General features: G+C 38.3%; 27 protein-coding genes and 3 pseudogenes. 18 read left to right on the top strand and 12 right to left on the bottom strand.

Annotated features, from left to right (window positions below; translation table 11 throughout):
• Nucleotides 1-55: 55 nt before the first annotated feature.
• A pseudogene (locus BN2425_RS10680) lies at nucleotides 56-612 on the top strand (cysteine hydrolase family protein).
• 318 nt (nucleotides 613-930) lie between these two features.
• Nucleotides 931-1,353, top strand: a complete 423-nt coding sequence (locus BN2425_RS10675; RefSeq protein ID WP_042458805.1) for a VOC family protein — start codon at nucleotides 931-933, stop codon at nucleotides 1,351-1,353.
• 287 nt (nucleotides 1,354-1,640) lie between these two features.
• Here the strand turns inward: BN2425_RS10675 and pdxR are convergent, their stop codons facing one another.
• Nucleotides 1,641-3,038 (bottom strand): MocR-like pyridoxine biosynthesis transcription factor PdxR, encoded by a 1,398-nt coding sequence (gene pdxR / locus BN2425_RS10670; RefSeq protein WP_195891924.1) that lies wholly within the window; start codon nucleotides 3,036-3,038, stop codon nucleotides 1,641-1,643.
• Between the two features lie 136 nt (nucleotides 3,039-3,174).
• On the opposite strand from pdxR, the gene BN2425_RS10665 reads away from it, so the two are divergent.
• Nucleotides 3,175-3,699 (top strand): ECF transporter S component, encoded by a 525-nt coding sequence (locus BN2425_RS10665; RefSeq protein WP_042458801.1) that lies wholly within the window; start codon nucleotides 3,175-3,177, stop codon nucleotides 3,697-3,699.
• Nucleotides 3,700-4,590: 891 nt separating this feature from the next.
• Complete coding sequence (locus tag BN2425_RS10660) at nucleotides 4,591-6,039, top strand: DEAD/DEAH box helicase (protein ID WP_042458797.1); 1,449 nt, start codon at nucleotides 4,591-4,593, stop codon at nucleotides 6,037-6,039.
• A 203-nt stretch (nucleotides 6,040-6,242) separates the two neighbouring features.
• Here the strand turns inward: BN2425_RS10660 and BN2425_RS10655 are convergent, their stop codons facing one another.
• Nucleotides 6,243-6,455 carry a hypothetical protein gene (locus tag BN2425_RS10655; protein WP_042458794.1) on the bottom strand — a complete coding sequence of 71 codons (213 nt, stop codon included), beginning with the start codon at nucleotides 6,453-6,455 and terminating at the stop codon, nucleotides 6,243-6,245.
• Between the two features lie 279 nt (nucleotides 6,456-6,734).
• Between BN2425_RS10655 and BN2425_RS10650 the strand changes: the two genes are divergently transcribed.
• Nucleotides 6,735-7,211, top strand: a complete 477-nt coding sequence (locus BN2425_RS10650; protein WP_074433045.1) for a CarD family transcriptional regulator — start codon at nucleotides 6,735-6,737, stop codon at nucleotides 7,209-7,211.
• Nucleotides 7,212-7,445: 234 nt separating this feature from the next.
• Nucleotides 7,446-7,643, top strand: a complete 198-nt coding sequence (locus tag BN2425_RS10645; RefSeq protein WP_042458791.1) for a sporulation protein Cse60 — start codon at nucleotides 7,446-7,448, stop codon at nucleotides 7,641-7,643.
• A gap of 106 nt (nucleotides 7,644-7,749) precedes the next feature.
• On the opposite strand, the gene BN2425_RS10640 is transcribed toward BN2425_RS10645, so the two are convergent.
• Nucleotides 7,750-8,448 carry a copper homeostasis protein CutC gene (locus BN2425_RS10640; RefSeq protein ID WP_042458788.1) on the bottom strand — a complete coding sequence of 233 codons (699 nt, stop codon included), beginning with the start codon at nucleotides 8,446-8,448 and terminating at the stop codon, nucleotides 7,750-7,752.
• A 609-nt stretch (nucleotides 8,449-9,057) separates the two neighbouring features.
• On the opposite strand from BN2425_RS10640, the gene BN2425_RS10635 reads away from it, so the two are divergent.
• The 4 genes and pseudogenes from BN2425_RS10635 (at nucleotide 9,058) to BN2425_RS22245 (ending at nucleotide 13,198) form a co-directional block, all read left to right on the top strand.
• Nucleotides 9,058-9,744, top strand: a complete 687-nt coding sequence (locus BN2425_RS10635) for an N-acetylmannosamine-6-phosphate 2-epimerase (RefSeq protein WP_042458785.1) — start codon at nucleotides 9,058-9,060, stop codon at nucleotides 9,742-9,744.
• Between the two features lie 117 nt (nucleotides 9,745-9,861).
• Nucleotides 9,862-11,037 (top strand): GNAT family N-acetyltransferase, encoded by a 1,176-nt coding sequence (locus BN2425_RS10630; protein ID WP_042458782.1) that lies wholly within the window; start codon nucleotides 9,862-9,864, stop codon nucleotides 11,035-11,037.
• 221 nt (nucleotides 11,038-11,258) lie between these two features.
• On the top strand, nucleotides 11,259-12,047 hold the full coding sequence (locus BN2425_RS10625; RefSeq protein WP_042458779.1) for an enoyl-CoA hydratase/isomerase family protein: 789 nt from the start codon (nucleotides 11,259-11,261) through the stop codon (nucleotides 12,045-12,047).
• Nucleotides 12,048-12,171: 124 nt separating this feature from the next.
• Nucleotides 12,172-13,198 (top strand): annotated as a pseudogene (locus BN2425_RS22245) (IS3 family transposase).
• Between the two features lie 86 nt (nucleotides 13,199-13,284).
• On the opposite strand, the gene BN2425_RS10610 reads toward BN2425_RS22245, so the two are convergent.
• The gene (locus BN2425_RS10610; protein ID WP_042458776.1) at nucleotides 13,285-13,695 is read right to left on the bottom strand and encodes a DUF3021 domain-containing protein; all 411 of its coding nucleotides are present in this window, start codon (nucleotides 13,693-13,695) and stop codon (nucleotides 13,285-13,287) included.
• Nucleotides 13,692-14,150 (bottom strand): LytTR family DNA-binding domain-containing protein, encoded by a 459-nt coding sequence (locus BN2425_RS10605; RefSeq protein WP_042458773.1) that lies wholly within the window; start codon nucleotides 14,148-14,150, stop codon nucleotides 13,692-13,694. The genes BN2425_RS10610 and BN2425_RS10605 overlap by 4 nt, the downstream gene beginning before the upstream one ends.
• Nucleotides 14,151-14,479: 329 nt before the next feature.
• Between BN2425_RS10605 and BN2425_RS22735 the strand changes: the two genes are divergently transcribed.
• Complete coding sequence (locus BN2425_RS22735; RefSeq protein ID WP_195891923.1) at nucleotides 14,480-14,878, top strand: hypothetical protein; 399 nt, start codon at nucleotides 14,480-14,482, stop codon at nucleotides 14,876-14,878.
• A gap of 140 nt (nucleotides 14,879-15,018) precedes the next feature.
• Here BN2425_RS22735 and BN2425_RS10595 read toward each other — a convergent pair whose 3' ends face one another.
• Together BN2425_RS10595 and BN2425_RS23035 are read right to left on the bottom strand one after the other, a co-directional pair.
• Entirely contained in the window at nucleotides 15,019-15,651 is a 633-nt protein-coding gene (locus tag BN2425_RS10595; protein WP_052352826.1) for an MOSC domain-containing protein, read from the bottom strand.
• A 359-nt stretch (nucleotides 15,652-16,010) separates the two neighbouring features.
• On the bottom strand, nucleotides 16,011-16,217 hold the full coding sequence (locus BN2425_RS23035) for a hypothetical protein (RefSeq protein WP_042458770.1): 207 nt from the start codon (nucleotides 16,215-16,217) through the stop codon (nucleotides 16,011-16,013).
• A 594-nt stretch (nucleotides 16,218-16,811) separates the two neighbouring features.
• Here BN2425_RS23035 and BN2425_RS10585 point away from each other — a divergent pair.
• From BN2425_RS10585 to BN2425_RS23025, 6 genes are all read left to right on the top strand, one after another.
• Nucleotides 16,812-17,684 carry a hypothetical protein gene (locus BN2425_RS10585; protein ID WP_042458768.1) on the top strand — a complete coding sequence of 291 codons (873 nt, stop codon included), beginning with the start codon at nucleotides 16,812-16,814 and terminating at the stop codon, nucleotides 17,682-17,684.
• Nucleotides 17,685-17,929: 245 nt separating this feature from the next.
• Entirely contained in the window at nucleotides 17,930-18,916 is a 987-nt protein-coding gene (locus BN2425_RS10580; RefSeq protein ID WP_042458765.1) for a DNA/RNA non-specific endonuclease, read from the top strand.
• Between the two features lie 183 nt (nucleotides 18,917-19,099).
• Nucleotides 19,100-19,228 carry a hypothetical protein gene (locus tag BN2425_RS23335; RefSeq protein WP_264757806.1) on the top strand — a complete coding sequence of 43 codons (129 nt, stop codon included), beginning with the start codon at nucleotides 19,100-19,102 and terminating at the stop codon, nucleotides 19,226-19,228.
• 234 nt (nucleotides 19,229-19,462) lie between these two features.
• Nucleotides 19,463-20,629 carry a two-component system sensor histidine kinase NtrB gene (locus BN2425_RS10575; protein ID WP_052352825.1) on the top strand — a complete coding sequence of 389 codons (1,167 nt, stop codon included), beginning with the start codon at nucleotides 19,463-19,465 and terminating at the stop codon, nucleotides 20,627-20,629.
• Between the two features lie 235 nt (nucleotides 20,630-20,864).
• A complete protein-coding gene (locus tag BN2425_RS23030) occupies nucleotides 20,865-21,047 on the top strand; it encodes a hypothetical protein (protein WP_235714608.1) in 183 nt (60 codons plus the stop codon).
• Between the two features lie 37 nt (nucleotides 21,048-21,084).
• Nucleotides 21,085-21,561 carry a hypothetical protein gene (locus BN2425_RS23025; protein ID WP_235714607.1) on the top strand — a complete coding sequence of 159 codons (477 nt, stop codon included), beginning with the start codon at nucleotides 21,085-21,087 and terminating at the stop codon, nucleotides 21,559-21,561.
• A 161-nt stretch (nucleotides 21,562-21,722) separates the two neighbouring features.
• Here BN2425_RS23025 and BN2425_RS23610 read toward each other — a convergent pair.
• Nucleotides 21,723-22,256: pseudogene (locus tag BN2425_RS23610) on the bottom strand (DDE-type integrase/transposase/recombinase); the annotation flags it as partial.
• 311 nt (nucleotides 22,257-22,567) lie between these two features.
• Here BN2425_RS23610 and BN2425_RS10560 point away from each other — a divergent pair.
• Complete coding sequence (locus BN2425_RS10560) at nucleotides 22,568-23,212, top strand: YczE/YyaS/YitT family protein (RefSeq protein WP_042458762.1); 645 nt, start codon at nucleotides 22,568-22,570, stop codon at nucleotides 23,210-23,212.
• A gap of 257 nt (nucleotides 23,213-23,469) precedes the next feature.
• On the opposite strand, the gene BN2425_RS10555 is transcribed toward BN2425_RS10560, so the two are convergent.
• The 4 genes from BN2425_RS10555 to BN2425_RS23015 all read right to left on the bottom strand — a co-directional run bounded on the left by BN2425_RS10555 (nucleotide 23,470) and on the right by BN2425_RS23015 (nucleotide 26,421).
• Nucleotides 23,470-23,715, bottom strand: coding sequence for a DUF5348 domain-containing protein (locus BN2425_RS10555; RefSeq protein WP_042458760.1), 246 nt, complete (start codon nucleotides 23,713-23,715; stop codon nucleotides 23,470-23,472).
• A complete protein-coding gene (locus BN2425_RS10550; RefSeq protein ID WP_235714613.1) occupies nucleotides 23,712-24,413 on the bottom strand; it encodes an ExeA family protein in 702 nt (233 codons plus the stop codon). Before BN2425_RS10550 ends, BN2425_RS10555 begins: the two co-directional genes overlap by 4 nt.
• Before the next feature lie 90 nt (nucleotides 24,414-24,503).
• Nucleotides 24,504-25,859 (bottom strand): DDE-type integrase/transposase/recombinase, encoded by a 1,356-nt coding sequence (locus BN2425_RS10545; RefSeq protein ID WP_042458757.1) that lies wholly within the window; start codon nucleotides 25,857-25,859, stop codon nucleotides 24,504-24,506.
• Between the two features lie 40 nt (nucleotides 25,860-25,899).
• Nucleotides 25,900-26,421, bottom strand: coding sequence for a DUF6431 domain-containing protein (locus BN2425_RS23015; protein ID WP_042458754.1), 522 nt, complete (start codon nucleotides 26,419-26,421; stop codon nucleotides 25,900-25,902).
• Between the last annotated feature and the right edge of the window lie 2 nt (nucleotides 26,422-26,423).

The following is a 26,423-nucleotide window of genomic DNA, read 5'->3' as shown; positions in this document are numbered from 1 at the left end:
CTTTTTCTATAGTTGAGATACCAATGGAAGATTCAACTTAGGGGGAAATCATATGCTGGAAAAGAATGAAGCTTTAATAATTATTGATGTACAGAAAGCTTTTATGATGAAAAATGGGGGGAGCGAAATAACCCAAATGCAGAAGAAAACATTAGAAAGATACTACAGCTATGGAGAGAAAAAGGATGGTTAGTCATACACATACAACACACTTCCGATAATCCTAGTTCTGTATTTTATCCGAAGAATGAGGGGTTTGCTATAAAAGAAATGGTTGAACCTACTGATGAAGAGCTAATTATAACAAAGAAAGTAAATAGTAGCTTTATTGGCACTAATTTAGAAGACTACTTAAAGGAAAATGGAATAACAACAGTTGTTATAACTGGTTTGACAACACCTCATTGTGTTTCAACAACTACAAGAATGAGTGGTAATTTAGGTTTTGCTACTTATCTGATTTCAGATGCAACAGCAGCCTTTGGTATGAAGGACCACAATGATACCTATTACAATCCAGCAACTATACATAATATATCTCTAGCTACATTGCACAATGAATTTGCCACAATACTGACAACAGAGCAATTAATAAACAAATTTATAAAATAAGTTTATTGAACTAACGGGTGGCTATAGCTAAAGAAGAACTAATAGAGATTCCAAAACATCTAGAGCTGATAATAGGCTAGTTTTGATACTTTCCTTGTCTATTTTTAACTTTTCCAAATTAAATAGATGTACTGCCATTCTAAGAAAAAGCAGTGTTCATTTATTACATTGTTCATAGGAAAGATGTGAAACAAGAATATCAAGGTCATGCCCGCACGAAATAATTAAAATAACCAGAATTTTAGGACGATACATGTTGTGTTGGTAATATATATTGTGGGGACTTACTCCCAAAAAAAATCATAGGAGCAGAAGAAAATGCAATTTATTCCTTATTTACAGTTGAACGGAACTGCAAGAGAAGCAATTGGTTTTTACGAAAAGGTATTTCATACAGAGAATTCAGGAATAATTACATATGGTGAAATGCCTACTACCCCAGATTTTCCTTTTCCTGAGGATGCAAAAGACCTTGTTTCACATGCTGCGATAAGGGTTGGGGAATCAGTGATTATGCTTTCAGATACATTCCCTGGTCAACCAGCTCAAGAAGGGAATCTGGTGACCATTTGTGTCACGTTTGACAATGCAGACAAAGCTCGCCAAATTTTTGATGCCTTACAGGATGGCGGAGAAGTTGAGATGCCACTATCAGAATTAGGTTTTAGTCCTGCTTACGGGGTCATAAAAGATAAATTCGGTGTAACTTTCCAAATTTATACTGAAGGATATCAAGGTTAGTTATACGTTAGTAGAAAAACGTCTTTGTACGAGTAACAAAGTCGTTTTTTAATGGATTCTTTTTCTTACAAAATTGACTGAAGAAAGGCAGTGAACGGTGAAGCAAAAGAGTTTCGCATTCCTCAGCAATTCTGATACGGCTGATGAATGCGCATGATTGTTCGTTCGAAAAATGGTTCCAGCCCCCCAAGCATTAAAGTATTAACGAACTGGGGGTTTGACATTAGAATCTTACTGAAATCATTTATACTGGAGACCAACTCCGGTATTTTTTTATGGATTTCCAACTATTGTGCTATTCCCCAACATTGCATTAATTGATGAATGCCTTCCTCGATTTTTTCTAAGGGGATACCGCCAAACCCTAACAGAAAGGTTGGATACTTATATTCGATTGGCTTTAACAGGTAAGCGGATAAAGGATAAATGGCGATCGAGCTTTCTGCCGCAACTTTAATTAACTGATCTTCACTAATTGGCGAAGGAATGGAAATTAAAATGTGCATCCCGGCCTGATCTCCAGTAATGATGACTTCAGGATAATACGTTTTAAAGATATGGGTCAGTTTATCAAGCTTTTTACGGTATATTTTCCGCATCCGGTTTAAGTGTTTAGAAAAATTACCGTCTCTCATGAAGCTGGCAACGATATGCTGGTCGAATCTCGGGACAGTCGCTGAATAATTACTGAATGTTTCTTTATATTTTTTCAGTAAGGTAGAAGGCAAAACAAAATAAGCCACTCGTAATGACGGCATTAATGACTTGGAAAACGTACTCATATAAATGACCTTATTGTTTTGGTCCATCCCTTGCAGTGCGGGAATGGGTTTTCCAGTGTAACGGAATTCACTGTCATAATCGTCTTCAATGATGTAGCGATTCTCTGCTTTTGCTGCCCAATGCAATAGCTGTGTCCTTCTTGTTGCGGAAAGTACCGCACCGGTCGGAAATTGATGGGAGGGCGTAATGTAAACCACATTCGCATTTGTCTTTTCAAGTTCATCCACTATCAATCCATCTTCATCAACCGGAATCGGGATTGCAATGTTTTGTAGCTGATTTCTTGGTATCGCCGAATAGCCGGGATTTTCGAGGGCGAATCTTGAATCATTTTCAAGCAGCCTTAAAATCATCGGAAGGAGTTGTTCCGTTCCCGAACCAATCACAATTTGCTCTGGTTTACACACAATCCCCCGTGATTGATAAAGGTATTTGGCTATTTCAGTCCGTAACGTGTATTCCCCTTGAGGTTCTCCACTCTGTAATAAGTTCTTTGATGGTCGATCATATAAATCTTTTGCATATCTTCTCCACAGTGAAAAAGGGAAGGAATCCGTATCAATTTTTCCCGGGTGAAAGTCGAATCGGAACGTTTTTTCATCGGTGTCCTCTACTGGCCACTCTGCCTGTTCTGTTTCGATAAAAGGTAATTCATCGATATCCTCTACATAAAAACCAATCCGCGGTTTTGACACAATAAAGCCCTCTGCCATCAGCTGGGCATAGGCCACTTCAATGGTTGTTTGACTGATATTTAAAAAATCGGCCAATTTTTTTTTGGAGGGCAGTTTGGTACCCACTTCAATTTGTTTGCTCATAATAGCTGACTTGATACCAGTATAAAGCTGTTCATACAAGGGTTTTGTTGTGTTTTTACTCAATTCAAACATAAGCATATCCATACGGGCCCGCTCCTCTCTGACCACGTTATTTTTTCAAAAAGTGACACTTTTTATATTGTCAGATTTTATTATACTAGTAATCATGAAAGAAGAGGAGATTCTTTTTTATTAATTGAACACTAACAGGGGGATTTACATGTTATCAGAACAAAACAAAACGAAAATGCTGGTTCTCAATGCACTATTAATTACTTTAACGTTTTTGGCCACCATGTTTATCAACATCCGGCTTCCGCTGATGGGAAACGGGGGCCTCATCCATTTGGGCAACGTACCGCTTTTGATTGCCGCGTTTGTTTTTGGCAAAAAATCAGGTGCGGTTGCTGGTGCCTTCGGAATGGCTCTGTTTGATATTGTTTCGGGGTGGGCACTATGGGCGCCGTTTACATTTGTTATCGTTGGGGCAATGGGGTTTGTAGCAGGTCTTATTGCTGAAAAGATGCCCGGAAAAAAGGCATTCGTTCATTCACTGGCAGTTGCTGTTGCTCTGATTATTAAAGTGGTCGGCTACTATTTTACAGAAGTCATCCTTTATGGCAACTGGATCCAGCCATTCGGTTCTATCCCAGGTAACATCATGCAGATCGTGATCGCCGGCATCATTGTCGTGCCACTTGTAAATGGGTTTAGGCATAGAGTTGGGCAGCACAAATCCATATAGCTATGAAGAGGCTGGGAAAAAACTCGCCTCTAAGATGAAAAAGCCGTTGAAATTTTACGACGATTAAAATTTCAACGGCTTTCATTATTTTTCGCAAAAAAATACATTTATAGACTATAGGATGACTATGACAGCCCAAAGGTATTGGATCTCTTTGGCTTTTTTTAAGAGATTATATGGGGAATTAACATGCAAAGGCAACGCTGCCTTTACCTATGTCCTTAAGAAAAATAAAAGCTATTTTCGTTAACAAAATTTCCAAATTAAAAATAAGCTAGTGAACAGTGACTGGCGCTGTTCGTCAACATTGTGTTTTTCATATTTCATTATAGAGTGGTTAAATAACGGTCCCATGTGTTTTTAATTCAGGGGATTGTTGACATAATAATTAAGAAATTTTCATTCATTATCTGGTTTAAGAATTTTTTGGCACCCTTTGACTTATAAACGACAAATTCGCATGACTTTCCTTTCATTTTGTCGTTAAGATGGCTTATTAACGACAATTTCTCATACCTGTTCTTTAATTTTGTCGCTAAGGCGGCTTATTAACGACAATTCCTCGAGTTCTTCTTCAGTATTGTCGTTAAGACAATGAACTTGATGCATATGGTGATGCAAGGGGAGTTTTTTTGATATAACCTAAATCTTTTCCTCCTATATATATTCTTATCCAATTTCCCTTTACTTAATAAAACGATTGCATACCGGTTTCTTAAAGAAACTTTTGAAATTGTTTATAGTTGATATTAATAACATTATGTAAACAAGTCCTGTTCCATTTATTATTGTCAGTTTAACCAACTTGTCATAATTGCATTTGGATGTGCATTCAATCAAGGACTTTAGTCCAAGATAAAAATAGTAAAGCATAGGAGGGGGTTTTTTGGTATGACTACATTCCAGGAATTAGGCATTAGTGAACCCATTAAAAGAGCCATTACGGATATGGGATTTGAACAAGCATCTCCTATTCAAGAGAAAGCCATTCCCATCGCTTTGACGGGGAAGGACATTATTGGTCAAGCACAAACAGGTACCGGGAAAACGGCTGCTTTCGCCATACCGATCTTGGAGAAAGTGGACCCAAACAAGAAATATGTTCAGGCGATCGCTATTGCACCTACAAGAGAATTAGCGATTCAGGTATCAGAAGAAATCAATCGGCTGGCGAAATACATGGGCGTCACGGCTCTCCCTATATATGGAGGGCAGTCGATCGATCGCCAAATTAAGGCATTAAAAAAGGGACCTCAGGTTATTACGGGAACACCCGGAAGACTATTGGACCATATTAAACGTAAAACGCTAAAGTTGGACCGCATCTCAATGGCCGTTTTGGATGAAGCGGATGAAATGTTAGATATGGGCTTTCTAGAGGATATCGAACAAATCCTTAAAGAGACGCCTGAGGAAAAACAAACCATGCTGTTTTCCGCTACCATGCCAAAACCAATTCAAAATCTAGCGGAAAGGTTTATGAACCATCCAGAGTTAGTCAAGATACAAGCGAAGGCTGTTACTTCTCCAACGGTCAAGCAGATTTATTATGAGGTACATGAACGGGATAAATTTGAAGTGCTTTGCCGTCTATTAGACGTGGATAACCCAGAATTGGCCGTGATTTTCGGCAGAACCAAACGACGCGTGGATGAATTAAGTGATGCTTTGAATAAAAGAGGGTATCTTGCTGATGGCTTGCACGGAGATTTAAATCAACGACAGCGTGATGTGGTGATGAATAAATTCCGTGAGGGAAACATTGATATCTTAGTGGCCACCGATGTGGCGGCGAGGGGAATTGATGTATCCGGAGTTACGCACGTCTACAATTTTGATATTCCTCAAGACCCGGAAAGCTATGTTCACCGAATCGGCAGAACCGGAAGAGCAGGGAAGACAGGGTTAGCTATTACCTTCGCTACCCCAAGGGAAACCGGACAGATCCGCAGTATCGAAAAAGCTTCGAAAGGAAGTATCCAGCGTAAATCCATCCCTACAATAGCAGAGGCGAGGGAATCAATCCAGCAAGCCGCAGTCGAAAAGATGATTCAATTGGTGGAAGAGGAACAGTACGCCCAGTTTAAACGGGCAGCTAGCGAATTGCTCGATCAGTACGATTCGATTGCATTAGTCTCCGTTGCCTTGAAAATGTTGTCCAAGGAGCCAAAGGATGTTCCTGTCCAGTTAACTTCCGAGGCGCCGCGATATGCCGGTAGGCCGAAATCAAAGCATGAAAAATCAAAGAGAAGTTATAAAGGGAATCGGGACTCAGGGGGAAAAGGGGGTAATGGGAATCGAAAAAAGACCACTATGACCTCTCGAAAAAAGAATGCATGATGAAATAGACAATGGCTCATAACTCTAATAGGTTCTCTAGAACATAAAAAAGGAGTCCCCTTGGTAGGCGGGGTGTAATTGACCCCTAAAGGTTAACCAAGAAGGACTCCATTGTGTATTTCTCCAAAAATCACTCTTTTTGTTTCTCGGTCTCGGAATGGTTTTACGATGCTGAATCATCCCGAGCAATAAAATAGCCACGATTAATTGGTTGCATACTTATATATACCATGTAAAAAAACCGATTGTTCCCTTTTTATACATTCTCTTAATTTTATTTTTCCTGTTCTTTCCAATTCCGCAACAAGTTCTTCAATGTTTTTTTCATCTTCTTTTGTCGTCTTAGGAATCTCTATGGAGAAGAAATTACCTCGACAGGCATTGTTCAGTTCTTTTAATAATTCCACTTTATTCACTTGGTCAACCCCTTTAACTATTATTTCGGCATAAAGGAGGTTTTTTCCTTTGAGTACTTTATAAAATTTCCAGTTGATAGGAATGAACCATGAGGGTGGTCATGTCGAAACCATCTTGTAAAACACACAACGAGCATGGGTGGAAAGCCATATTTTTTTTTATGTTAGATCACGAGAAAAATATTGACAGTAACTTTTTGTGGATGATATAATTAAAAATTTGCTATTATAGTTAAGTGTGGTATAATAAAGAAGTGTTAAATTTCTGGAGGTGGTTAGTTGTTTCATGTTGGTGATTACATCGTTTATCCAATGCAGGGAATAGGACTTATTGAAGCAATCGAAATAAGGGAAATTCAAGGCGAAAAACAGCAGTATTATATAATCAATATGCGAATCAATAAAATGCAAGTCATGATTCCTGTTGCAAAAGCTGACAAAGCAAGAATCCGCTTAGCTACCGATTCAACTAATCTTGAACACGTCATGGATATTTTTTATCATGGTGTAACCGATACAACTCTTTCAATGAAGGAAAGATTCAAGATTAATACGGAAAAACTTAAAACAGGTAACCTTCAAGACGGTGCTGAAGTTGTACGCGATCTAATGCGAATTAACAAAAATAAAGCGCTCAATTCAAGCGAAAAGCATATGCTGGAGAACGCACGAAAAATGTTTATTAGTGAACTTGGTGTCGTTAGAGGTATTACCGAAAATCAAGTATTAGACATAATAAACCAAAAGATCGGATAAGCTCATTTCGAATTTCAAGTAATTCATTTTAAAAAAAACTACCAATCATCCTCGTTATTTTCTAACATCATTAGAATGTATTATTTTTCTACTTTGCTTCATTTTAAAAATTCTTCAAATTAATAAGCCCTTTTCTAACGGGGTGTTCATACAACTATTAAATGAAGTGGGGTGTCTTAACGACAACCCTTTTGTTTTAATAGCGATAAATTTCTATGATAAGAGGGTGAAAAAATGTACGAGGCCAAAGGTTTTCAAAGTACAGACTTTACTGATCTTGTTCGGCTAGTGAATGATTTTCTTGGGTCATTAGCGGAAGGAAAGCTTATTGATGTTAAATACAATACGGTTCCTCTCGCTGTAAGCTCCCATACAGAATATGGGGTAAATCCAGATACAAAATACACCGCCATGGTTATATTTAAGAAATAGGTGGAATCTGTACCTGGAACGGCCTGAATATCCTTGTCTCATAAGTATTTGTTCCACTATTTAAATTGGGTTGAAATCATGGTTAGGAATCTTCCCATTGGCCCTATTAGCCCACCAGACTCTTGATTCTTTGGATTGCATCTCCACAAATTCTATTATTAAAATCTCCATCTATTCTAACAGCGGATCCAAAATGATATTCTTTGGCTCGAAGCTTCTTATGGATAAATTCAATATTATCCAGATTAAGGCCTGCACCCGGGATTATAATAGGGTGACTTTGTGTTTCCTGCGAAACGGCTATCATTTTTTGTATCGTATCCAGAGCTTCTGGGGCGGACCGCTTTCCACCTGAGGTCAAAATTCGATCCATTTTAAACGGAGATTGGCAAAGGGACTTGTAGGTTTCCAACGGATCCGTCTCATCAATGGCGCGATGGAACGTTACGGATAAACCTTTTGCTTCTTCTACCACCATTGCTAGTAACTCATTGTCCACTGTTTTATGATCGGTGAGAGCTCCAAAAACGATGCCAGCAGCCCCGAGTTCTTTTACCATTTTAATGTCCTCTTTCATCGCATCCCATTCCTTTTTTCGGTAAACGAAGGAATAGCTATGGGGACGAATCATGACCATCACGGGGATTGTCACACTTTTTACAACGGTCTTAATGGTTCCATAACTTGGAGTCAGCCCACCTTCACTCATAGCGGAAACTAGTTCGAGGCGATCGGCCCCGTTACTCTCAGCTGCTTGAGCATCTTCTTGTTTTAAAACAATCACTTCTACTAAGCTCAACTTCATCTACTTCTTTCTGAATTCATTTTTAATGTCATTATACCTTTTAGTTCAAGCTTGCTAAAGAGAGAGACACTTCTAGTCATTTGGGTTTCTTTTAGGCATGGCTGTTTTCTCTATTAATTAAGTGTAACCCTTGAATATTCAATATGAATTATTAACAACAAAGCAGTTGTTTTTTTCGTGAGTTCGGTCGTTAATAAGGGCTTTTAACGACCGGTATAACGTTTTTCTCTTTTTTCTGAGCGAACGGTCGTTAATAGGGGCTATTAGAGGCGGGTCCGAAGTTTTTTCCGAGAGAACAGTCGTTAATACGGGTGCCATTAACGACTGATCCTGTGTGTTTTCCAAGCATTGGGTAGTTAATTTTTAGACGATATATTTGAAAAGGGGTGTTTAAAAAAGTAATCAAGGACGGTATGAAGCAAAGTTGCTTCAGTGCGGTCCGAGATAAGACACCGACTGAATTTAACAATTTAGAGTGAAAAATTTTTGGCGATGTTGTTCCTGTATGATATATTTGCACATGTGATAGTGATTACATTCCGGCGGAGGAACGAGCAAAGTTTCTTTCGAAGTGAATACCGTAAATTTTTCAACTTGGAGATGCATTAAATGAAAATAAATAAAGTATTGGAACAGTTTAAAGGAAAATTAATTGTTTCCTGTCAGGCATTGCCTGATGAGCCGCTTCATAGCCCATTTATTATGGGGAGAATGGCGTACGCTGCGATGCTGGGCGGTGCTGCTGGTATCAGGGCCAATAGTGTGGAAGATATCAGAGAAATCAAGAAAAACGTTAATTTACCCATCATTGGTATTATCAAACGGGATATGGAAGGCTCGGATGTGTTTATCACGCCAACACTTGAAGAAATCGATCGCCTTTATCAAGAAGGGGTAGAGATTATTGCTTTAGATGCAACTACCAGAATTAGGCCTGATGGGAAAACGATTCAAGAGATATTTCCTGTTATAAAGGAAAGGTATCCTAACCAACTCTTTATGGCCGATTGCTCTACGTTTGAAGAAGCGAAATTAGCTTATGAATTGGGTTTCGATTGTGTCGGAACCACTTTAATTGGGTATACCGACTACACGAAAGGTCATCATGTCCCTGACCTTGAGGTTATTGAAAAGATGGCGAAAGAAATTCCTGTTCCCGTTATTGCAGAGGGCGGTATCTGGTCGCCTGGGGACTTAAAGGCTGTATTTGACCATGGAGCCTATACGGCAGTGGTTGGTTCTGCTATAACCAGACCGATGGAGATTACCAAGAAGTTTATTGAAGCGATTCGTTAAATATAAATTAACGGGTGTGAAAGTCTTATACCCATTTTTGTAGGATAAATCAGCTACTTATTTTATCATTAAATTCATAGAATAGTTGAGATGGAGTAAACAAGGGGGGAAATCTTGATGCAGGTCAGAGAACTCACAGAAAAGGAATACCTAGAATCCCTGAACCTTTCGATGTATGCGTTTCAATATAAGGTTCAGGAAGCTGATATACCGGCTAGAAAAGAAGCCATGAAAAACCATAAAATTTTAGGAATATGGGACGAGAACCGTTTAGCTGCCAAGCTACATATTATTCCATTTACGATTTTTATGAAAGAGGCTGAATGGCCAATGGGTGGAATCGCTGGAGTTGCTACCTATCCTGAGTACAGACGAACCGGTTATGTGAAAGCCCTCATTACAGATGCGTTAAAACACCTTAGAAACGATAATCAAATTGTATCGCTTTTGCACCCATTTGATATCTCGTTTTATCGCAAGTTTGGTTGGGAAATCTTAAATGAACAGAAGAAAATAACACTTGAAAAGATCAACTTAAAGTTCCTCGAACCACAGCCTGGACTGATAAGGAGATTTTCTAAAGAAACTCATCATGAAGCGTTGGAAAAGATGTATGAACAAATTTGCACCCGACATACGGGCATGTTAAAACGGGACACAAAATGGTGGAAAGAACATGTATATGATGATGATTCACAGGTTGCTGTCTATTACACTTCCGAGAATGAACCAAAGGGCTATCTCCTCTATCAAGTAAAGCAAAGGAAATTGGATGTGGAGGAGTTCGTTGCTCTTGACCATGAAGCGAGAGTAGGGCTGTGGAATTATATCTGCCAGCATGACTCCATGGTCGAAACTGTGACGCTGAATCTTGCTAGCCAGGATCCTTTTCCTTATTTTCTGTCGCAGCCTAAGGTGCAAACTGAGGTAACACCCTATTTTATGGCAAGAGTGGTGGATGCGGAAGAATGCTTACGAAAACTTCCGTTTTTACAAGAGAATGAACTGATCTTCCTGCATCTTGAAGATACCTATGCTCCTTGGAATAACGGGAGCTATTTGCTTGGCAATGGAGAAATGAAGATCTATAAAGAAAAAACAGGAGGCCAGTGTGCCCATCCTCCGAAAAAAGGAATTCAGTTAAACATCAATTCTCTTACCGCCATTTTATTTGGATACAGGAGGCCAATGGAGCTTTTTGAAATGGGCTATTTAAAGGGATCTATAAAAGAGATGGAGCTTTTTGAAAAAAAGGTCCCGAAAATGAAATCAGCCTTTTATGATTTCTTTTAACTCTGCATAGAGTCATTGAATAGGTTCTGTAGGCAAAGAGTCCCCGAGATAGGTTGGAATGTTCAACATATCCTTATGAGAAAGGGGACTCTTCCACATTGTCTTTTCTATTCTGGCAGATTAATATTTTTGATAGTTAAGTAGTGTGTTATACTGTAAATAGCCAGAATAGTTAATAAATAAAAGTCAGGAAGAAAATGAAATAATAGAGGAGGAAGAAAGTGGAACATATTATCGTCGAAACGAAAGATGGGGTCCGGACACTAACGCTGAACAGACCAGAGCGCCTGAATGCCGTAAACGATACGCTTAGTCATGAGATTATCCAGGCCATTTCAGAAGCTTCTGCTGACGATGAAGTCCGTGTCATTGTCATTACCGGTAGAGGAAGAGGATTCTGTGCAGGGCTTGACTTGACCGATTATGCAAAGAGAAATCCAGAAGCCCAATCTCGTCATCAAAAATTAGATGAATTGGGATGGGTTGGTCATCAAGCATTGGGGATTGTGCATTGTGACAAACCAGTGATTGCTGCCATAAATGGGATTGCAGCTGGTGCAGGACTCGCGCTAGCTCTAGCTTGTGATATCCGCTTCATGTCAGCTGATGCAAGGGTAACAGCTGGATATATTCGCCGCGGTCTTAGCCCTGATGCGGGAATGAGTTATTTTTTACCGCGGTTGGTCGGGCAGGCAAAAGCTGCCGAATTGATCTTTACCGGTCGGGACATTTACCCTGAGGAAGCAGAACGAATTGGATTGGTGAACAGGATATTCCCTGATGAAGAACTCCAGGAGCAGGTGATGAATTTTGCCAGGGAATTAGCGGCAGGACCGCCGGTAGCCATGACGCTTTCTAAAAGATTGCTTGCTGCAAGCCCTGACACTGATCTTACCACGATTCTAAAACAAGAATACGGATTTATTAAACAATGCTTTGGAACCAAAGACGTTCAGGAAGGCATTCAAGCTTTTGCTGAGAAGAGAAAGCCTGTGTTCCGAGGAGAATAGGCCAATTCTAGCAATAAAGACTGCGACGAGAGGTACATAATTGAACGGAGAAATTGCGAAAAGGCAGCGGAGTTGATATGCCCCGTAAAAGTTAGACACGATTCTAACTTTACGGGGTGTTTTTATGGCCAAATTTACAGTGGAAGAAAAGATACAAAGTGTCTTAAGGTATGTGCAGGGAAAGAATCTATGAAAAAAATATCTGAGGATATTGGTGTTAACGACAGTGTTTTTTGTTGTTGGGTTCGTGTTTATGAGCATCAAGGTGAAAGCGGCTTTATTAAATCCTATACAAGCTATTCTGCACAGTATAAAATGGATGTACTTAAATATATGAACGAAATGGGTACATTCTATCGCGAAACTGCTGCTATTTTCAATCTTTCCTCACCTGAATTGATTAGAACTTGGTATGTACGGTTTGAACAAGGTAGAATGGATGCCCTGGAATCGAAGAAGAAAAAGGGGCGTCCATCCATGAAAAAGGAATCAAAGAAACCAACACCAATTGAAGGGTCAGTAGAAGCACTACAAGCGAAAATTGAACGTTTAGAGATGATGAATGCCTACTTAAAAAAGTTGAATGCTTTAGTTTAAATGCAGGAAAAATTACAAACAAAATCAAAGCGCAAGTAATTTTTGAACTAAAGCATAAGTAAATTGAACCAAAAGTGGGTAACAGACGTAACGGAATTCCACCTATTTGGGGAGAAACGTTACCTTTCTCCAGTACTTGATTTGTGTAACGGGGAGATCATTGCTTATAGCGTTATGAATCGTCCTGCTTATAAATTGGTGGGAGAGATGTTGGACCAAGCAATTGAACGTCTTCAGCCAGGAGACCAAGTGATTCTTCATTTAGACCAAGGTTGGCATTATCAAATGAAACAGTACCAAAAAACTTTAGAACAGCACCAAATTACCCAAAGTATGTCACTGTTTGGACAATGCAAGTCATGGAAAATTTCTTTGGCTTACTAAAGTCCGAACTCCTTTATCTACAAGAATTTGATAGTATAGAGCATTTTGAACGGGAATTAGCTGACTATATTCACTATTACAATCACAAACGTATGAAGGCAAAATTAAAAGACTTGTGTCCAGTTGAATACAGAACTCAAGTCTTAAAAGCTGCTAAAATATTTGTCTAACTTTATTGGGTCAGTTCAAGTATCCGTTGCCTTTTTCATTCGTTATGAAGGTATGAGCAATCCCTGTCGCTCATATGCATCTATTCTCATAATCTTTTTAAATCATCATTTAATTTCCGTGCTTGATTTTTGAAGTAAAGATAAAATGCTATCCAGAAGATCGTGTAGACGACAAGGGAAATGAAGAAGGTTAACAAAATAGTTAGGATAGTAAATGGGATCCATCCGATCGTGAGTGCCAAGATGAGGTATAGGATCGTAACAGTTAAAAAATGAAGAATGGTTTGTTGGAAAAGTTTCAAACTCCTGTTTTCAAAGTACAATGAACTGACTGTAAAAAACCAGCCGCAGAGAACAGAACCTATGGAGTTTTTTAAAAATATGGGTCCATCTATCATTTCGTAGCCACCGAAAAGGATGTACAAGTTGGTGATTAAAACCACCATAAAGCCTCCAAAGAAAATACCGATGAAACTACGCATTATAAAAGTTTTCATTCTCCTTTCCTCCTATTCAATTGTAGAAGTTCCTTAATTGCAGGGACATAGGTACGAGACACATATTCTTTTTTTCCTGATTTGAAGTGAATACAGAGTGTACCATTGAATGATGCTTCAAACCGGCTCATTTGATTTAGATTGGCGATCACCGATTTTGACAGGCGAATAAACTTTTTTGAAGGGAGCAGGGCCTCGAGTTCATATAATTTTTCTTTTACAATAAAAGAATCTGCACCCGTAACGGCGATAATCTGTTCGTTTTCAGCGTGAAAATAGTGGACGTCATCCGGTTTAAGAATATGCTGCATTTCTCCCTTTTTACCTATCAGGAATTGTTGCTCCCTTCCAGAGATGCTGTCAATGAGTTCCTGTATATTTTCATCCATCTCAGGGGCTTCGATGGTAACTTTCGTCTCTTTAAGTGCTTTGTCAATATTAAGGAAAAGTTTCAAATTTCAGACACCTCTTTTCACTTAAAGTATAGTCGATTCATCACTCGATGTCTGTCAATAGATGTTTTTACCTTCCCTCCTCTCATTGTCTTTCTAATCAAATTGTATGATGAAATTCCTTTCTAGTCTGTATAATGACAGTAAGCGGAAGAAAACAAAGGGTAACTTGTGGAGAATAGCTGGTGACTTACACTCCGAGTCTTTCAAAAAGTGTATTTTTGTATATATAGAAGAACAAAAACCAGTACTGTGGCTGGCACAAGGCTTTTTTACAAATGACGAATAAAACTGAAACAGGACAAATCTATTTTTGAATAGGGGGGAAGCAAATGTCTGTTTCAGTAAGAAGGAAAATTTTAGCGGCCATACTTAGCAGCTTGTTATTTGCAGTTATTTTTTCTGTTCCAGGTGGATTTGAAATGAATTCATTTGCTAACTTATATTATTTAAACTTGATGTTTGTCGTTTCGTATGGGGTTATTACATCCCTAATTAGTGATTGGGTTAGTAAAAAGACTTTTCAATCGACTTACTCTCGAGAAATTTGTTCCTTTCTATTGCATTGTTTATTTGGTTCCGTGTTTTTAATTCTTAGTCTTGCTTCTGCCATCTCTTTTTTTATCATTGACCGTTTATTAACAAAAGTAAAAGTAAAATGGTGGACAGTTTGTTTGGCATTATTTCTGGTCATATTCCTATTTTTTAAAGCTATTAATAGAGGGAATTAGGTCTACTTGAACGTGTTTTCCTTTGGGCGACTGTGGTGATCCCGGTTCCAAATTGCTAACGTGACAGTTTAGTTCAAAGAGATACATTAAAAACCTAGCTTTTTAGGCTAGGTTTTAGCGTTTTAAGGGGAAGAGTAGAATTATAGCAATTTTAAAAATCTATTTCTCCAGTCCTCTGCAAGAGCATCAACTGTCAATATTTTTTCAATGGATGCTTTATCTTCCTTTTGATGAAAAAGAATTTGTGTAGCAAAAGAAACGGATATTTCTTTTGAGTGTTTTTCCAAAAGCGTGATTTCCGAATCGAACTGAATGGTACCTGCTTCCAATACCCGAAAAAAGTAACCCGTTAGAGTCGTTTCAACCACTTTCTTTAAAAGTTGTTTTTCTTCGTTATAATTGGAGATTGATATACAGGGTACCCGCCCTTGTGTTATTTGAAGAATAGTATCTCCTATTCTATAGATATCACCAATACAAACCTGTTTTTCCGTCATCCCAGTGACCGTAATATTCTCCCCAAAGGCAGGTAATATCAGCTTTTTTTGAAATACCCCTTCCCAATAAGAGTAATGCTCGAAGGGGTACAAACATACTACACGGTCGGGTCCACCGTGAAATTTGTGATTGGCAACATCATTATCAACAATGCTAGCTTTTTCCACCTTTATGGCTTGTACGGCCGATTTTCCAATTCCAGAAAACTCCTTTTTATTATTCCAATGATACTCCTTCGGCTTTCCAACAGCTAAACTCATAATTTTTCGATTCAATTTGTATTTACCTCACTTCTACAGAACTCCAAAATCAATAGGCTATTATAAATTGTATTATACTAGTGTCTTTTGAAAAGGTGCAATTTTCAAAAAATCAATGGGTCAGGAAAGGTTAAGGTACTTAAAAGAAAATCTGAGCTACTTTAAAATCAGCTGCCATTTTTTATTAAAATAAAGGTGCAGTTAATTGAAGAGATAAAACATAGTATTATGGCGGTATTTTTTTCTTGTTGAATTAAAGGTGCAGTTTCATTTAAATGATAAATGACGTTTTCCTCCACACAAAAAAGGAGAATGAATTGCCTATGAAATCATCCCATCAAATAGTTTGAATATGCTTATACTGTTATTATTCATCAATGACTTGCTAAACGTTTTTTGAAATCCGCCTTAAACACCAGAATAGCATCAATATTTACAGCAAAATCGTGGTCACTGATATTAAAATTAGTTGTAAACTTGCCAGACTTCTCACGAACCATAATTGTCGGCCGGATATTGTCTCCAATTGCGTCCTTCGTTACAGCACGTCCATAGAAATACCAGTTAGATTTAGTAGGCATATTTGCTGCATTCTTAGATAAGTCACTTTTTATTAATTCGATAATTGAACCATAAAATCTTCATTAAGCATAATGGTTTTTCCATGCTGACCATCAAACAGATATATCAGCATATCCATACCAAATATTCCTGCTTGTATACTATCCGTCATTGGAAGTTTATGTTTCATCAAACAAAATCTTCATTTCATTACCTACGTTAGTATAAAATTACATAACAAAATTATACACCAATTAGAAAATACAAAATAGCTTGCTTTTAGTCTTACTAAACATTGTAAGAGTTAGGCAAAGCTGCATCATGGTAGGGATCCTCCTAAAGTTGTGAGTTAGAATGGTGTCTAATGGGAATGAAACTTTAGACATAAAAGGGGGTAACCATAACAACACAAAAAGGGATGAATTAGAATTATTATCCATAGCATTAAGGCTACCCAATCTTTGTGAAGGATAACACTTATTGTAACGGGGACTTTCGTTGAAAAATCGAGTTGCAGCGGCAGCCCTTTTTCTTGCTCCACTAGTGGGAGTATAATTGAACCAAAAATGTTAAAATAAAGAAAAACATATTATATAAAAAGGGGGGGAATGTAAATGAAAAAGAGAATAGTTTTTTGGGTAGTTCTACTTGGGGTAGTGCTTTCTGGTTGTGGAAAAACGAACGGTGAATCAACCAAAACTTCCCCACAAAGTTCGGGACAACATACAAAAATAACAGAAACGACATCACATAGTTCCGAACAAAAAACAAAACCGGCAGTAAAAAAATCATCCTCTAAAAGTTCAACATCTTCTGAAGTACTAGTGACGAGTGATAAAGTCAGTGGTGTTTGGCTGGCATCGGGAAAACAGGATGGTGTAAGTAGCACTTGGTACTTTAACAATGGGCAATTAACAGTCAATTACGTGTACCATTTTTCTTATGTAATCGCTAAAAATAAAGATCCTCATGGGTATACTGTTGTAACGATAAAAAATAGCGAAGGCAAGCAGCAACATGCTTTGTTATTGAAAAGAAATGGCAGTAATTTTGAAGGTTTAACTGTTGAAGGCGTGGCTTACAACAAATACTTATCAGATGGTACAGTGCCAAAAGGACAGCAGCTTATCGAATTTACATTCCAAGAGAATGCATGGGGAAGTATGGATCAAGCAATAGAATTTTATGAGAACACATATAAGAATACGGATAATGCAATCGCAAAAGATATTATATGGGGAAATTATCAAAGGGATTTATGGAGCATAGTCAAGGAAGGATCTTCGGGCAATACGATTACGTTACACTGGTCGAATATAAGCGGGGCTGGGGGAAGCTTTAATCAATTTGTTAAAAATAATGACGGAACCACAGTAATCACCTTCTTCGATGGAAATGTTGGGTATCCCAATCAGCCTACCGAGAGATATACGGTTCGGAATTCAGATTTTAAAGTCATTAAGACAGAAGATTTGTTTCAGCAATAATTAGGGAATATAAATCTTTACTTTAATTAAAAGCCGTCTCACGACGGTCTTTTTTATGTCTTTTTTGGTATTCCGGCAAAGATTGATGCAGGGTCAATTTGCTTTTTGAACTAACGTGTCAGTCAGTTTAATGGAATAAGGAATTTTATCATACTAGGTTAATAACATTAGGATTATATTTAAAGTGTTTTAGTAGTATAATAGTATTGGTGTTTCTACAGATATCTAAAAAAAGGGGACAATATATGAAGAAATTAACCTACTTATTTATGGCGTTTTTATTAGTTTTCCTTGCAGCTTGTTCATCAAATGAAACAACTAGCAAAGAGGAAAAAATGAAAATAAATAATACTCAAGAAGTAAGCAAAAAGAAAGCAGCCACTGTTGAAAGTAAAAAAGATACACCTGAAGATGAAGTCGAAAAATCAAACTCAGTTAGTGCCACTAGTACACCAGCGATAACAAGTGTTAATGGTGACTTTGATTACAGTAAATATACACTAATTGCAGTTGATGGCGGAGATATGTCAGGATATAGAAAACCGAATGTCAGAGTTGATATCGGGTTTGGCGACAGGGAATATTGGGCTTTTACAAATGAATACGGACAGCTAATTCGTGTTGAGGCAAAAAATGTTACCCTCCAAAATCCGAAAACAGAACACGTTTTATCGTCTGGCAGATACTATCCTGATGAAGCAAAGGTTCCTGGCACAGAGAGTCCAGACTTAGACCAAGGACATGTGATTGCTGACTCACTTGGAGGAGTATCAAACGCATATAACATTACACCTCAGGACAGCACTCTCAATCGGCACGGTGATCAAGCTTATATGGAGAAAGTGATTCGAGATGCAGGTGGTTGCACGGATTTCGTAGCAGTGATATCATACCCAAATTCTCAGACACAAACTCCTAATCATTATAAATTCACATACAAAATTCAGGGCAGAAGTATTACAGATGAATTTGACAATGTAAACCCAGATGAAGTGAACAAAAATTTAGGGATTACGACAGACACTAGCAGTGCGCCACCAAAAACAGACAATGTAGCAGCAAACGAAACGGTAAGTAGTAATGAAGATGTTAGTAAGGTAGATACCAATCATAATGGAAGTGTTACAATCGCTGAAGCTAAAGCTGCTGGGTTTAAAATGCCAATTACGCGCGATTCATGGCTTTATAAATACATGGACGATCGAGATGGTGATGGACTAGTAGGTGAGTAAACAAATACGATATTTATACACATGCAATACAAATATGAATCAAAATCAGAAAAAATAGGTGCTTTCGCTGTCTTAAACCTTGATCAAAGAATGTCTGCCACTAAGGCAGACATTTTCTTCCTTGTCTGAGGACGGCGGCTACAAGCATACTAATGATATATCAATCAACAGCAGGGGGAAATCATGAGCAAAACAGAGGAATTAAAAAAGGAATTGCAGGTCTTGACGGGTCGGCGTGATCGGATGCAACAGAACCTTTATGAAGTAGAAAAACGCATTAGCGAAATTGTTAAAGAATTAAAAAAACAATAAAAGAATGGGAGCGCACCCGTTGGTGTTCTAACTTCTTATTTGTAAAGGAGGTTTTTTAACTAGGTTGCTACGGCAGCCTTTTTTATTTAACTAACGGAGCAGGTTAATTGAACACCACGAACACAAAAACAGTTTTTTTAACATAAATGTAAAATTATACTGAGTCCTTGATCGTAAAATTGTGTATACTTAGTTGGTTAACCATAGGTAATTGAATTGGAGAGCAGAGCAGCTATGTTTTTTCGTTTAATGTATCAAATCGTCTTGCCGATTTATGTTATATTTGTTATTTTTTCTTCGATAACCTTGGAGAGATCTCAAAACAATATTTTAATCATATTACTAGGCATTCTTTTTATAACATGCAATTATTTGGAAAGGATATATCTCCGTTATTTTATTTATATATCGACTATAGAAATAATAGCGTTACTATTGTTTCACTTTACAACGCAACTAAATTGGTGTTACTCGATTTATATTATTTTACTTAGTAAATTTTTATTTCACATCAAAGGAGTCGTAAAGGGGATTTTTCTTGGTTTTGTCTTAATTACTTTTTACACTGTTATACGAATTTCTTATACCCCTGGAAATTCCTATAGCATTCTTGCAATTGGATCAGACTACTTAACTTCTCTAGCTGTAGTGCTCATCATTCAATATATCATTGAAATGGAGAGAAAAAAGAATTACCTCATAGAAGAGAAGAAACGTGAAGAATTACACTATAAAGAAGAAAAAAACAAGCTTTTAGCTGAAATGGCTGCTGGACTTGCACATGAAATTAAAAACCCCCTAACAATCATTCAAGGGTTCCTTCAACATTCCAAAGAGCATGATTATAATATACAACCTTGGTATGATTTAATCCAAGGTGAGGTTAGTAGGATGAATAAATTAACTGTGGAATTCCTACAATTTTCAAAACCAATGGTTTCTTTATACCAAACTTATTCTATCCATGAGTGTCTAAAAAAGGTAATCTCTCTAACAGAATCCAAAGTCATCAGTTCAGGACACAAAATCGTATACACGGAGTACAATCCCCATCTTTTTGTAAGCATGGATTTCGATAAAATAGTACAGGTTTTTGTTAATTTAATAAACAATGCCATGGAATCTATGGTTGAAAATGGAGATATTACAATTCGATTGTTAAATGTTGAGAACAAAGCGGTTGTTGAGGTTAGTGATATGGGTGTAGGTATAAGAGAGACAGACCTAAAAAAAATCTTTAGTCCATTTTATACAACGAAATCTGAAGGAACGGGGCTAGGGCTTTCTATTTGTCAGAAAATCATTCAGGATCATGGTGGAACCATTGATGCTACAAGTATTCTGAAACAAGGAACTTCATTTACTATTTGTTTTCCTTTAGACAGTGTACATGAACAATAAATATAAGTTTGTGAAGAAACGTAATTAAGTTAACGGGGGCAAGAGTTCAACAAGGGGCTGCGATGGCGGCTCTTTTCTTGTTCAACTAACTGGTAGCTTTACATGTAATTAGGGCCAATCAAATGTACCACCTCTGCCATTGTTTTTACCAGGGAGTGCCAAGAAATTTACCATTAAAAGACAACTTAGTTACCATCCATAACCTTCCGTATAATTAGTGAGCATATCTAACGATATGACACTATATGGGAGGTTTTTTATAATCCATTATCGCAAGATATTGGAATTAAATGCCGAGGGGATCAGCTTAAGAGGTATTGCCGCCAGTACGGGCAGCTTGCGGCAGAAAGTAACCGAAGTTATTGAAATGGCTGGAAAGAAAGGGTTGGAATGTCCGTTAAAGGAAGAAATGGAATGATAGATGGATTGAGGAATTTCTTTTTCCTGAAAAGACTATGGAAGGCTCCGGAAGGCAGCCTCTTGATTTTGAATACATCCACAAAGAGCTGGTTAAACCCAATGTCACTCTATCTCTCATGCATCACGAATACGAGGCGAGAAGCCGTGCGAATAACGCGATTCCTTACTACTATCGGAGTTTTATACGGTATTACGGCAACTATGCTCAAAAATACAAGGCGACGATGCGTATTCGGAGAAAACCTGGCGAAATAATGGAGGTTGATTGGGCTGGATCCACACTTTTCATCATTGATAGGGATACCGGAGAAAAAGTAAAAGCGTACGTATTTATCGCTACATTGCCGTGCAGTCAATTCACGCATGCGGAAGCGACGCTTTCAATGGACCAGCGTTCCTGGATTAATGCACATATCCATGCTTATGAATATTTTGGCGGTGTAACGCAAATTGTGGTTTCGTATAATCTGAAAACGGGTGTCACGAAGCACACTTCAGAGATCTTGTATTGAATCTAACGTAAAAGAAAATGGCCAGCCATTACAATACAATCATTATTCCGGCACGTGTGCGCAGCCCAAAGGATAAAGCAAGTGTTGAAGGCTCTGTTGGTACAATTTCCAACCTGGATCATAGCGGCATTGAGAAATACACATTGTTTTACTATTGAAGAATTAAATGCAGAACTACAGAAGATCGATACTCCATGAACATCCTTTATGAGGGCAGCCGTCTTTCGGACCGAAAGGCCATAGTTTACATGATAGGTTAAAATGAGCCCCAATGTATGTGGCGACACATAAAGCCTTGATAAATCTACTTTGGGCTTACGAGGAGGCTCTTTAGACAAAGGTTGAAAGTCAATCTTAAACTGCCGAAAAATGTATCTTAACTTAAAGGATTGGGGATCCTTTTTGAATTGTTTCTTTACCTTCGAAGACATACTGTTTATTTTCTGAAGGTAATAAGAGCAGTCATTATTTTTACATTTGATAACGTCAAAGTCTTTTCGTTCTTTGATTTTTTCAAGAGCCTTTGAACAATGAGGACACTTTAATATGGCCTCTTTTGAATATCGATTTTTATCACTGAAACAGCACGAACACACCTTACACTGATACTGACCTTTACCTCCATTATTAGCATAAAGATAATCAGATGGAGCACCACACTGAGGACAGTTCATAGATTTAGGCACGCTGGCTTTTTACATTTGAACACCTTTGAACCTGTTGTACGAACGGCAGTTTAGTCGGACAAATAAGCGGAATTTTACTAATGACATATGGTAAGTAAAAACCTCCTATCTGCATGCATAGGGTTCTTAAACCTATAATAAAACACCCACTAACAGGTTCAAGAAATGTTAAACAAGGTTGCGGACTGGATTTCTCAGACAGAACGGAATGCACCAAGGGAAAACCTTGGTCGCGACCCTACTCCAATTAACAATTATCTTGTTCTTTTAGGCCTCTTCATCTAAAGTAGTTAATAAATATATGATGTAGAGGTGTAGAGATGTCACTATGGCTATTACGGTATTTTAATTTTTTTCTTGGCTTAACTTTCTTTGGATTAGGAAATGCGATAGCAGTGAATGTTCAATCCTTGGGGCTACATCCATGGGAGGTATTAAACGTCGCTCTGTTCCAACGGTTCGGGTTCACGATTGGGACTTGGAGTGTCATATGCGGCTTAGTACTGGTGCTGATTACACTTGTCGTTGATAGGAAGTATATTAGTATTGGGACCTTTCTAAATGCCTTATCAATTGGCCCAATCATGGATTTCTTTTTGCATCTCAACATTCTTCCTCGTGAAAACGAGAATTGGTGGTTGAATCTACTAATCTTGTTATTGGGTATCATCATAACCGGCATTGGCGGAGGAATCTATGTGGCTGCGGGAATTGGGGCCGGTCCACGGGATGGTTTCATGCTTTCCGTTTCGGAAAAAACCGGGTTATCGGTCAGCCGAGCAAGAATCGTTGTCGAGAGTGTCATCTTGATTATCGGCTTAATCCTGGGTGGTCCTGTCTTTATTATGACATTTGCATATACTTTTATTCAAAGTCCCATCTTTCAGTTTTCCATGAAACTAATGCGTTCCTATTTCGCTAGTCTGGAGCGAAAGCAAAAGGGAAAATTTAATATCCCGTTATAAATCTAAGGAGGCTGCCTTTTTTTATGGACTACCTCCTTTCTTTTTATTTTACTGACATGTGCTTTACTTCAATTTAGAGTGAAGTCTTTTTCTTATTTAAGTAACGGGGGAGTTTAGTTGAATAAGAAATGCTTTATTGTTAATAACTCTTTTAAATGTCAGAAAATTGACGGGGTATTTTGTCCTGTTTTTGACGGATTTTATGTCCAATATTTAAGGGAAGCAGTCAAACTACAGCTGCTTCCCTTAATTTTATACTAGATGACTATCTGATAGGTTTCTCTTGGATTTAAATAAAATTTTGTCTTATTGGGACCAATAATCATGTACCAGTCCTTACCAAATTCAATTTGACACGGTATTTCTAATCCATTTCCAAGGTGGATTTTGAAAGATTCACCAAGGAGCACCTTGCAGAGCCTTGTCCCCTCAGCCCAATAATACTCCCAATACTTGAGGTAACCATTATATTCCATCTCAGTCCAAGTTTTTATTTCTCTCATGACAGTTCTCCTTGAATGACATGCTTAATCATATGATCATCAATGATACGACGCCCATTTTGGGCTCCATATAGGAGGCTGTGTGTACATAATTTATTAATAAGTCTCGGTGTCCCTCCAGAAAACCGATGAATCTCTTCTAAAGCACCATCTGAGAAAATCTGTTGGTCAATGCCGGCATATTCTAGATGTCGTGAGACATAAGCATCCACTTGTGCTCGATCATAGTGACCTAGTTTGAATTGGATATCGATTCGTTGACGTATAGCTGCGTATGATTGAAGACGTAAACGATCCCATAATTCACTTTGACCCACAAGGATAAGAGCCATCGGACTTTGCGCGTCCATTTTAAAATTCAGTAAAAATCTAACTTCCTCAAGCATTTCTCGATCTAAAAGGTGTGACTCATCCACCACGACAACCGGCTGAATTCCATGAATCCCTCTCATTAACTCAATTTCACGATGCAGCTGCCGTTTGGCATCCCCTCGATAAAATTTAGCTTCTGAACCTAGCTGTTCTAATAATCCTTTATAAAAATGCCTAGGAGTTAGCTTCGAATCAGATAAATACAGTACTTGAAATTTCCCCTGATCCAGGCCATCGACGAATTTCCGGATTGTTGTGGTTTTACCAGTACCGCAATCGCCTGTTAATACGGCAAATAATTGCCTTTCTGCCGCATACTTTAACAGGCCAATACTTCTTGCATCGTAAGAGATTCATAAAGTTGAGTGGTAGGGACATCCCTTGTAAAAGGAGTATATTCCATTCCGTAAAAGCCCTCAAACATCTTTGCCATCCTCCTTCCAAACTGCACGGAAAGAAACAGCTGGAGCTTGTTCGACTTTTCTTTCTTGATGCTTCTTTTCGGCAGCTTTAAGCAATCTAGAAGAATCGACTTCAATTGTTTGGAGGTGTGAAGGCAACGTTGGACGCTTTCCGGACTTTTCTCCAATCACCAGTTTTTTTGCTCTCCAAGGGTTATAACCCTCGTATTCAATTGTTAACTCTTCCAAATCTGCAGGATCATAGACAACATCCACTTGACGACCAATAAAGGAGAGACCTACTTCATATTTTTGCTCCATAAAACTAATGCATCCAGCCTTATCTACTTTCCTAGTCTCACAATGCAAGAAAGCATTCGCTAGTTTATTCGGGTTAATGAATCGAAGTGCTTTTTTATCGCTTCGAAAAGCAGTCTCAGGGCTCATTTTTCCACCAAGGCCGGAATGCGGTCTATTTTGATAACACTCTGAAAGCCATACTTGAAAAAGCTCATTCAAACGATCTAAGGTAGTTGGCTTCTCTAGGGCCACTTCACCCAAGAAAGAGTCTACCACTCTATTAAAACGTTCAACTTTGCCTTTTGACTCAGCGGCATACGGTTTTGTATAGATTAGTCTCGTACCTAACTTGGAACATGTACGAGACATCCACTTGGTGCGATATTGTTTACCGTTATCGAAATAAACGGCTTCTGGAACACCGTATTTTTGTATGGCATTACGAAAGGCATCCTCTATAATCCTTGAATCAAGGGTAGGATAAAAGGCGCCATGCAGAATAAATCGGGTCGCATCGTCTATTATAGCGACTAAGTAGACCTGCTTTCTCGAGCCATTCGGTCCAATCGGTAAATAAGGCCCAAATTTAATATCTGATTGCCACAGCTGATTACGATGACTCTTTTGAAATCGTCTTGCTGCTACTCCAGTTTGAGAATAGAGTTTCATTTGCCGTGTGCTATATCCTCGTTCGGTTAACTTTTCTTGAAGGGTAGAACGTTTCAGCTGTCCTGATTCAGCCAAGCCCTCCCACTCGAGTATCTGAATAATTTGTGCCACACTTCTGGTAGGGGCTTCTTTACGAAGCAGAATTGCCTGCTCTAATAGGTTCTCGGGAATAGCCTCTTTTTTCGCTTTTCCCGAGAATCTTCTTGGCTTTAACCCTTCAAAACTTTCATTACGATATTGCTCAAGATAACGTCTAATTGTCCTTTCAGACAGACCGCTGGTCTTACATATATGATTTTTCAATTCCTTTGCTTTTCCAGCATCTAGCCCTTCCGCTAGGAGCGGGGCAATAAGCTGAAACCGTTGTACTGCGATTTCTTCTGCCTTTTTTTGATCCCTCATGATAACACTCCTTTATATAAGTGATTATCATGAGTGTAAATCAGCTATCGTCGGACAAGAATGCGGAACGGGTCTGTATCCACAAATTATAATTTACAATCGGCCGGACAATTCTCTCCAGCCATCTAGGGGCATTCCCGACCAGTCGTCCTATTCTATGAAGTGCAGTCTCTGCATTTGCGGACGTCAGATGCAAAGGGACCTTATCCTGATTAGTTCGAAGCATAATAGATAGGAGGCAATTAGCCCAGTAATCTACGAAATAATGAAACCATTCAAACCAACGAAATAAAGTAAATTCATCAGCTGGAACATCATGTGTTGAGGGGTTCGAAAGAACCGACTCTATACACTCTGCCTTATATCTATTATATGGAACTAAGAAATCTGGTAATTCATGATGAATTTGGCCACATTGATCACAACCTAAACGCCGAATATTATATACTATTGTCTCTCCAGAACTTTCTCTTGCTTTTCTTTCTCTAGTACCAATAACGCTCATGCTTTTCCCACAACAGGGCGAAGGAGTCCTCCCCGCACTTCTAACCAAAAACTCCATTG

This window comes from Neobacillus dielmonensis, from assembly GCF_000612665.1.
GTDB classification, from domain to species: Bacteria; Bacillota; Bacilli; order Bacillales; family Cytobacillaceae; genus Neobacillus; species Neobacillus dielmonensis.
The sequence above is the reverse complement of the archived record's forward strand: the minus strand, read 5'-3'. Positions and strand labels throughout refer to the sequence as shown.